This window comes from Terriglobus sp. ADX1 (assembly GCF_036877645.1).
Taxonomy (GTDB): domain Bacteria; phylum Acidobacteriota; class Terriglobia; order Terriglobales; family Acidobacteriaceae; genus Terriglobus.
Window position 1 is genome coordinate 121,422 of record NZ_JAEDXV010000013.1, and the last position, 8,590, is coordinate 130,011.

Sequence of the window (8,590 nt, forward strand, 5' to 3'; positions counted from 1 at the left end):
CAGAAATTCTCACGCAAAGAAACTAAGCTTCGAGATATGGCGAAGCGTGTCGGCGCGGATAAGTGGTTGTTTGGCACAGTGCTGGCACTGGTGCTTTTCGGCCTGGTCATGATCTTTTCCACCTCGGCCATCCTGGCTAAGGCGCAGTTCGGCTCGCCGTATCACTTTGTCATCAGTCAGTTGATCTTCGCTGTCCTCGGCATCATTGCGCTCTTCGTCCTCATGCGTGTGGACTACCGCAAATACAACAACCCCAAAGTCGTCTTCCCGGCTGTTGCCATTACGGCTGTGCTGCTGCTCGGCGTCTTCTTTATGGGCGGCATGAACGGAGCACACCGCTGGATTCGCGTGGGCGGCCTCACGCTGCAGCCATCGGAATTAGCAAAGCCCCTCATCGTCCTCTTCCTCGCGTACTTCCTGCAAAGCCGCATTCACCAGATGGATGACATCAAGGGAACGCTCATCCGCGCCGCAGCCGTACCGCTGCTCTTCATCCTGCTCATCGTCAAAGAGCCAGACCTTGGCACAGCACTCGTCTGCGCTGGCGTTACAGGATTGATGCTCGCACTCGCCGGCATCCGTCTCCGCTGGATCGGCATTGCCGCCGCGGCTGCTGCTCCAGTTCTTTACTACATGCTTTTCCACGTCGCCTTCCGCCGCGCACGTATGCTCGCCTTCATGAATCCTGAGGCTGACCCGCGCGGCGCGGGCTTCCACATCCTGCAGTCGCTCATCGCCGTAGGTTCTGGCGGCTTCTTCGGCAAGGGCCTCACAGAGGGCATGCAGAAACTCTTCTACCTGCCCGAACCGCAGACGGACTTCATCTACGCAACGGTGTGCGAAGAACTCGGCCTCATCGGAGCGCTGTGCGTGTTGGCGGCATTCGCATTCCTCGGCTATCGAGGCCTGCGTGCGGCGTACCTCTCCACCGACCCCTTCGCACGCTTCCTGGCCTTCGGCATGACATCGGCCATCCTCATCCAGGCCTTCTTCAACATGAGCGTGGTCATCGCGCTGCTGCCCACCAAGGGTATCCCGCTACCATTTATCTCCAGCGGCGGCACAAGCGTCTTCATCACGCTCGCCAGTATGGGCGTGTTGCTCAATATCACACGCGAGATTGACTGACGTGGCTTCAAACAACAACCTGCGCGTTCTCATCGCAGGCGGAGGTACTGGCGGTCACGTCATTCCCGCGCTTGCCATCGCTCGCGAACTGCGTGACCATCACGCCGCAGAAGTCCGTCTCCTCGGAACACCACGCGGCATAGAAACAAAACTCGTTCCAGAAGCAGGCTTTCCTCTTGAACTCATGCAGGTCGGCCAACTCGCAAACGTGTCATTGCTCACGCGCATCAAGACCCTCGCAGACCTTCCACTCGGCATCCTGCATTGCATGCGCCTGCTGCGCAGCTTTCGTCCGCAGGTAGTGGTTGGAGTGGGTGGATACGCCAGTGGCCCCGCAATGATCGCGGCAACACTGCTGCGCATCCCAACGCTCGCCTACGAGCCCAACGCCGTACCCGGCATGGTGAATCGCGTACTCGGCAAACGTGTCAGCGCCGCAGCCGTAGCCTTCGACGAAACGCGCAGCTACTTCCGCAACGCCGAAGTCACCGGCGTTCCTGTTCGCACGGAAATCTTTCGCATCGGCCCGCTGATCACACAACCGCCGCGGTTGCTCATCACAGCAGGCAGCAACGGCGCGAAAGTTTTCAATGACACCTTGCCTGTAATCGCAGCCGATCTACTCGCAACGATTCCGAATCTCACGATCGTTCACCAGACAGGCGAGCGTGCCTTCGCCGCAACAGAAACGGCGTATCGCAACGGCGGTATAGCAGAACGTGTGACAGTACTGCCATTCCTGAAAGACATGCCGCAGCAACTCGAACAAGCCACGCTGGTTCTTGCGCGCTCTGGCAGCACGGTCGCAGAACTCGCTGCTGCGGGCCGTCCGGCATTGCTGGTTCCATTCCCGCAGGCAGCAGACGATCATCAGACCAAAAATGCGCTCGCCATGGTCCGCATCGGCGCGGCAGAGATGCTGCCACAGGCGGAATTAACGCCGGGCAGCCTCCGCGCACGCCTGATCGCTCTGCTCACATCTCCAGAGCATCTGCAGGCAATGTCCGAAGCAGCCAGATCAGCAGCAAAGCCAAATGCCCTGGAGCACATCGGCAACAGCATCGCCTCTCTCGCGAACCGGAAATAGAGAAAGAAGAAAGGCCCGGCATTGCGCCGGGCCTTGATCCCTCTGGGGGAGGGAAGTGAATGCTTATCGGTGGCCACCGCCACCGCCGTGGGAACCACCGCCCCCACCGCCGTGGAATCCGCCACCACCGCCGAATCCGCCGCCACCACCACGGAAGCCACCACCGGATGGAGCAGAGAAGCTGCGGCCGCCACCGCCGAAGTTGCCGCCACCTGAAGGTGCCGAGAAGCTACGTGCGCCTCCGAAGCTACCGCCGGGCTGCGAGAAGCTCCGCGCGCCACCGTTAAAGCTCTGCCCACCGCGGTTGAAATTGCCACCGGGCTGCGAGAAGCTGCGGGTCTGTCCGCCAGGCTGGCCATAGCGGTTTGCTCCGCCAGCCTGACCGGCAAATCCATTGCCACGGTTAAACGATCCGCCGGGCTGGCCGCCACGGTTGAAGTTGCCACCGTTCACGCCGCCACGGAAACCATTGGCTCCGTTAAAGCCGCCGCGTGCGCCGCCATTGAAGCCCGCGCTGCGGAAGTTCGCAGGAGGATGCGCGTTAAACGCAACGCCACCGCCGCGAATACCACCACGCCATCCGCCGAAGCCACCGTTGTAGTAGTGACCGCCAAAGCCGGGGCCAAAGTGACCGCAATTGCGGTTGTACCAGAAGTGGCCGCCGTTCCAGTAGCCACCATAGAAGCCCACACCGAAGTAGCCCCAGCCATAGTTCACGCCACCGTAGTAGCCCACGGTTGGACCCCAGTAGCCAGCGTTCCACAGCCATCCGCCACCGTAGCCAGGACCCCACCAACCGGGCGTCCACAACGCACCAGTGTATGGGGGCATTACCCACACACCATTCACCCAGTAATAGTCATTCGCTGCAGAATCCCAGGCCCAGTAACCGGGCGTCCAGATGTAGCCGTCGCCAGGGGCAACAGGCTGGTCATATTCGGGAATTGCAGGAGGAGCGCCAAAGCTGGCAGCAACCACCACCTGGGCCTGCGCGCTATTTGTCGTCATCAGCGCGGCCACGGGTGCAACAGACAGGGCAGCAATCGCTGCAATCTTTCCAAACTTCATCATCGCAATCACCTTTCCGGATCTCCTTCGCCTGTCCGTCCCCTTGCGGCGGGGTTCGATCGAAGCCCGGTCTGCTTCCAGGACTCGCCCGGAATCAACGTCATTTGTTAGAACACCGAAACTCGGCTCAGGTTGCGGTTGAAAGGGAAGCACTATGCCGGAAAGCAAAAGCCGCAGAGCTGGAAGCCTGTGAAGGCCACCAGCTCTGCGGCAAACGCCTTAGAATCTGCCAAATCCACGCATGCCGGAAGGCGCACTGTGGCCACCCTGAGGAGCGCTGAAGTTCGGGCGCTCCCCACCCGCAAACCGATTACCGCCCTGCGGGCTCGGCGCACCGCCTCCGCGGAAATCATTCGGCTGGGTGTTCTGAGCCGGACGATCAAAGTTCCGCTGCGTTGGCGCGTTCTGCTGGACCGTGTTTCCCCGGCCGCCATCCGTCGGAAACTCCCGGCGGGGAGGATTCGGCGTATTCACCTGCGGCTGTGGGACGACGCGCTGTGGAGGCGTTGGCATGTTCACCTGCGGAGGACGAATCTGGTTGTCATTACCTCCTGACCAACGCATGCCGTTATTTCCTCCATCGCGTACAGGCTGCTGATTACCGACAAATCCATTGCCGCGTCCATCGTTTCCACGCCCGTCGTTTCCACGGCCGTCATTTCCGCGGAAGTCCTGTGGATTCTGGCCGCGGAAGCCGTTATTAGCCGGAGCAGAAACTCCACCACGATCAAATCCGCGATCGCGCTGCGTCATCGTCGGTCCAAACCTGCGATCCTGTATCGCCCGCTGCTCATCGCGATTGGGCTGCATACGCAATCCGCCGGGGCCGCCGTTGAACGACACACGAGTACCGCCACGGTTCCAATCCCCTCCCACCGGGCGCACAAACGTATTGTGAACAAAGCGCATATCCACGCGGTTCACCGCCGTGTTGTAGAAGAAGCGGTTGCCATTCCAATAGCCGCCCTCATAGCCGGTGCCGAAATAGCCAAAGCCATAGTTCACACCGCCATAGAAGCCCACTTCCGGGCCCCAGTAACCGGCGTTCCATACATAGCCGCCGTTGCCATAAGCCCAATAGCCGGGTGTCCACAGCAGACCGGTTTCCGGCGCCATTACCCACTCGCCATCCACCCAGTAGTAGTCCTGCACCTGGTCATCCCATGCCCAGTAGCCGGGCGTCCAGATGTAACCGTCGCCGGGAGCTACGGGCTGTTCCATCACTGGTAGCGGAGGCGGAGCCGTCCGGGCAAATCCCACGTTCACAGAAATGCCCAGTTGTGCGTGCAACATAGGCGCTGCCATCAGGCTGGCTGCGGCGATGGCAAGAGTTGTCACGGAGGTCCGAACTGCGGTGGGAACGTTCATGGTGCTGCTCCTTCCGCCATGCCGCCCCGCATCCCGCGGGTGAGGCTGGCTACATCTCCTCAAACGCAGTTTTGCGACAAAAGTTGCGCATCCCGGCACCGCATCGCCCTGAAAATAAACGTTTCGCGTGGAAATGCTCCGCAGGCAGCCGTTCACACTGCTACAGTGATTTCTGACTCAGAAACGGGAGAACAGTTCGGCCTTGTTCGCAGCGGCGCAGCGGGTACACTTTATCGGGATTGGCGGTATCGGCATGAGCGGCATCGCCGAGATCCTGCTTTCCATGGGATTCCCTGTCAGCGGATCCGATCTCCGTACCTCGCCCACCACAGACCGTCTTCGCAAACTCGGTGCGGCGATCTTTGTCGGCCATGCCGCGGAACAGGTGCGTCCCGCGGACGTCGTTGTCATCAGCTCGGCTGTCGCCAAAGACAATCCTGAAGTCCTTGAAGCCCAGGCTCGGCACATCCCCGTCATTCCCCGCGCCGAAATGCTCGCCGAACTCATGCGCCTGAAATATGGCGTCGCCATCGCGGGCATGCACGGCAAAACCACCACCACCAGCATGGTCGCTGCCGTGCTGGAAACAGGCGGCCTTGATCCAACGGTCGTGGTGGGCGGTCGCGTGGACATGTTCGGTTCCAATGCGCGTCCCGGCCAGTCGCAGTATCTCGTCGCAGAAGCCGACGAAAGCGATCGCAGCTTCCTCAAGCTCTCGCCCATCCTCGCTGTCGTCACAAACCTTGATCGCGAACACATGGAAAACTATCGCGACATGGAAGACGTGGAGCAGTGCTTCGTCGACTTCATGAACAAGGTGCCGTTCTACGGAGCCACCACTGCCTGCATTGACGATCCGTTGCTGCGCGCAATCCTTCCGCGTGTCACCAAGCGCGTGATGACCTACGGCGAAAGTCCCGACGCAGATTTCCAACTCGTGATGCTTCCCGCCGAAGCCGAAAGCTACTCCACGTTTGAAGTGAACGCGCGCGGCATCGTGCTCGGGCCGTTTAAACTGCACGTGCCCGGCAAACACAACGTCCTGAACGCCACGGCCGCCGTCGCTATCGGTGTGGAACTCGGTGTTCCGCCCAAGCAGATTGCCGCAGGCCTCTCGCGTTTCCGCGGTGTCGATCGCCGCTTTCAAACCAAAGGCGAAGCCCGCGGCGTCACCGTCATCGACGACTACGGCCATCACCCCACGGAGATTCGTGCCACGCTGCAGGCCGCGCGCGACGTGGGTTATCGCCGCGTACACGTTCTCTTCCAGCCGCACCGTTACACGCGAACACGCGATCTCTTTGAGGACTTCGTTCTCGCATTCGCAAATGCGGATCGCGTCGAAGTCGTGGACATCTATGCCGCCAGCGAACAGCCCATCGAAGGCATCTCGTCCGGTGCGCTCGTCCGCGCCATGCGCAACGCAGGCATCGACGCCAACTACGCACCCAGCCTCGAAGCTGGCGCACAACGCGTAGCAGAATCTGCTGCCAAGGGCGAGGCCATCCTCACGCTCGGCGCAGGCAGCATTTCGCAGGCTGGGCCCATGATCCTTGAAGCACTGCGGAAATAGTCCTGCGTTAGACTACCCACACCTTGTCTGACTCGTTGCCATCAGCAAACGCCCCCAGAAGGACGTATTTCCGTGAACTTGACGGACTACGCGCCATTGCCGTCACGATGGTCATGCTCTTCCATATCAACAGCCCCATTGTTCATATCCCGGGGCCAATTACCCTCGCGCAGACAGGTGTCGACCTTTTTTTCGTTCTATCCGGATTTCTCATCACAGGCATTTTGCTTCGAGCCGCGCAGCACGATTGGCATGAAGTCCGCGTCTTTTATGTTCGGCGGTCCCTTCGTATCTTTCCGCTGTATTACGTCACGCTCGTTGTCATCTGGATAGGTCTCATGCGCGACCACGTCTCCTGGGACGTGTGGGTGTATCTGCAGAATGTCACCATGACGTTCCGCAGCGTGATGCGCGGCCCCATGCACTTCTGGTCGCTCGCCGTGGAAGAGCAGTTTTATCTGGTGTGGCCATTTCTTGTTCTGTGGCTTCCTCGGCGTTTCATCGGCAAGGTGTTGGCCGCGATGTTTGTCATCGCCATCGTTAGCCGCATCGTGTTGTTGCATTACGGCTACGGAATCTTCTACCTGACGCCCTCCCGCATTGACTCTCTCAGCGCCGGCGCATTCCTTGCCGTCATTCTTTATCGCGGCCAGTTAGAGCGTTTACGTTCGCTTGCGCTTTGGCTTTTCGGTGGCAGCATCGTCGTGCTGGTAGCAGAGCAGCTATTGGGTTCGCGGCATCTCGCGGACTATCCCATCGCGTTAACAAAGTACACAGCCTTTGCAATCTTCTATGCCAGCGGCATTGCGCTGCTGCTTTTGCGCGAGATGCCTCGGTTGAATCATGTGCTCTCGTCTCGGCCCTTGCGTTTCATCGGACGCATCTCGTACGGCCTGTACGTCTTCCATCCCTTTGTCTTCCTTTGGGTGGAACGTCATCTCATGTCGTACCCCATGCCGTTGCGCGTGCTTGCATCTTTTGCAGGAACGTATGCGGTGGCCCTGTTCAGTTGGAACATCATGGAACGCCATCTCATCGGCCTGAAAGACAAGCTCGCACCGGAGCCGCAGCAGTTTCCTGTCGCTGCCCCTCCCATGACAGCCCTTTGAACCAGTAAAGTGTTTCCATGCTCCGCAAGGCTCTTTCGCTCGCTCTCTGTGCCGTCACACTGTCCGTTGCCGCTCAAAAGCACACCCTCGCCGACGACGTAAACCCGCTCGTAGGCACCTCCGCAGAAGGCAACACCTTCCCCGGAGTAGGCGTGCCTTACGGTATGACGTCATGGACGCCCGCAATCACGCGGACAGAGAAAAAGGGCACCGTAGCCTACCTGTACGACGCACCGCGACTCTACGGCATTCGCGCCACACACTTCCTCTCCGGCTCCGCTGTGCAGGACTACGGCAGCTTCCAATTCCTCGCAGGCACCGGCAGCTTCCCCACAGACGCATCGAAGCGCGCCTCAAGCTTTCCTCACAGCGACGAGCATTCCTCGCCCTATCGCTACGACGTGTCCTTGCCTGACCTGCACGTCAAAGCCAGCGTAACGGCGCTCTCGCACAGCGGTCTGTTGTCGTTCATCTTCCAGCAGTCCGGTCCCGCATGGCTGCAGGTAGAAAACCTCGCCCCCGGTGGCGACGCAACGCTCACCGTCGACGCCGCACACCGCGAAATCACCGGCATCAATCCTGTACGACGCTTCTATCGCGGTACTGGCAAATCGGCAGGATTCGCTGGCTACGTCGTCATCCGTTTCGATCACGACTTCAAGGCCGGCCCATCATGGAAGGCCAACAACGCTCCGACATCAGGCACACCGGATGAGGAGCAGGCAATTCAAGCCGCAATCCAAATCGGGGCAGATTTCCAACCCGCAGGCACCGCCATCACCTTCAACGTGAAGCAGGGTGAAACGGTACGCGCACGCATCGGCACCTCCTTCGTCTCCGTCGACGAAGCCAGAAAAAACCTCGAAGCAGAAATCCCCAACTTCGACGCCGCAGCAGTCGAAGCGAAGTCGCACGCCACATGGGACCGCGCACTCGGCAAGATTGAAATCACTGGCCCGGAATCGGACCGCCGCGTCTTTTACACGGCCATGTATCACGCCATCCTTGTGCCGCGCACCTTCAGCGACGTAAGTGGCACACGGCCCAAATTCGCAGTCGGTGGAGTCGTCCACGGCACCGGCGACTACTACGAAGACTTCTCCGCCTGGGACACCTTCCGCGCGCTGCATCCGCTGCTCACCATCATTGACCCCGACCGCGACGCCGCCATGGTGCGCTCGCTCATCTACAAAGGCGAAGAGGGCGGCTTCCTTCCCATCTTCCCCATGTGGAACAGCTACACCTCCGCCATGGTCG

At 60.1% G+C, this 8,590-nt stretch carries 7 protein-coding genes; 5 read left to right on the plus strand and 2 right to left on the minus strand.

Annotated features, from left to right (window positions below; translation table 11 throughout):
* Nucleotides 1-36: 36 nt before the first annotated feature.
* Entirely contained in the window at nucleotides 37-1,128 is a 1,092-nt protein-coding gene (gene ftsW, locus JAO32_RS10765; protein WP_334240165.1) for a putative lipid II flippase FtsW, read from the plus strand.
* A 1-nt stretch (nucleotide 1,129) separates the two neighbouring features.
* Complete coding sequence (gene murG, locus JAO32_RS10770) at nucleotides 1,130-2,215, plus strand: undecaprenyldiphospho-muramoylpentapeptide beta-N-acetylglucosaminyltransferase (protein WP_334240168.1); 1,086 nt, start codon at nucleotides 1,130-1,132, stop codon at nucleotides 2,213-2,215.
* Nucleotides 2,216-2,278: 63 nt separating this feature from the next.
* Here the strand turns inward: murG and JAO32_RS10775 are convergent, their stop codons facing one another.
* Nucleotides 2,279-3,286, minus strand: coding sequence for a colicin transporter (locus JAO32_RS10775; protein WP_334240169.1), 1,008 nt, complete (start codon nucleotides 3,284-3,286; stop codon nucleotides 2,279-2,281).
* A gap of 216 nt (nucleotides 3,287-3,502) precedes the next feature.
* On the minus strand, nucleotides 3,503-4,651 hold the full coding sequence (locus tag JAO32_RS10780) for a YXWGXW repeat-containing protein (RefSeq protein WP_334240171.1): 1,149 nt from the start codon (nucleotides 4,649-4,651) through the stop codon (nucleotides 3,503-3,505).
* Nucleotides 4,652-4,853: 202 nt separating this feature from the next.
* On the opposite strand from JAO32_RS10780, the gene murC reads away from it, so the two are divergent.
* From murC to JAO32_RS10795, 3 genes are all read left to right on the plus strand, one after another.
* A complete protein-coding gene (murC, locus tag JAO32_RS10785; protein WP_334240173.1) occupies nucleotides 4,854-6,224 on the plus strand; it encodes a UDP-N-acetylmuramate--L-alanine ligase in 1,371 nt (456 codons plus the stop codon).
* A 23-nt stretch (nucleotides 6,225-6,247) separates the two neighbouring features.
* Nucleotides 6,248-7,333 carry an acyltransferase family protein gene (locus JAO32_RS10790; protein ID WP_334240175.1) on the plus strand — a complete coding sequence of 362 codons (1,086 nt, stop codon included), beginning with the start codon at nucleotides 6,248-6,250 and terminating at the stop codon, nucleotides 7,331-7,333.
* 17 nt (nucleotides 7,334-7,350) lie between these two features.
* Nucleotides 7,351-8,590 (plus strand): glycoside hydrolase domain-containing protein (locus JAO32_RS10795; RefSeq protein WP_334240177.1); only part of this gene is annotated, 1,240 nt, incomplete at its 3' end.

Excerpts from the sequence above, each read along its gene's own strand:
- JAO32_RS10780 (WP_334240171.1), bottom strand. The coding sequence starts at position 4,651 with ATGAACGTTCCCACCGCAGTTCGGACCTCCGTGACAACTCTTGCCATC.
- JAO32_RS10775 (WP_334240169.1), bottom strand. The coding sequence starts at position 3,286 with ATGATGAAGTTTGGAAAGATTGCAGCGATTGCTGCCCTGTCTGTTGCA.
- ftsW (WP_334240165.1), top strand. The coding sequence starts at position 37 with ATGGCGAAGCGTGTCGGCGCGGATAAGTGGTTGTTTGGCACAGTGCTG.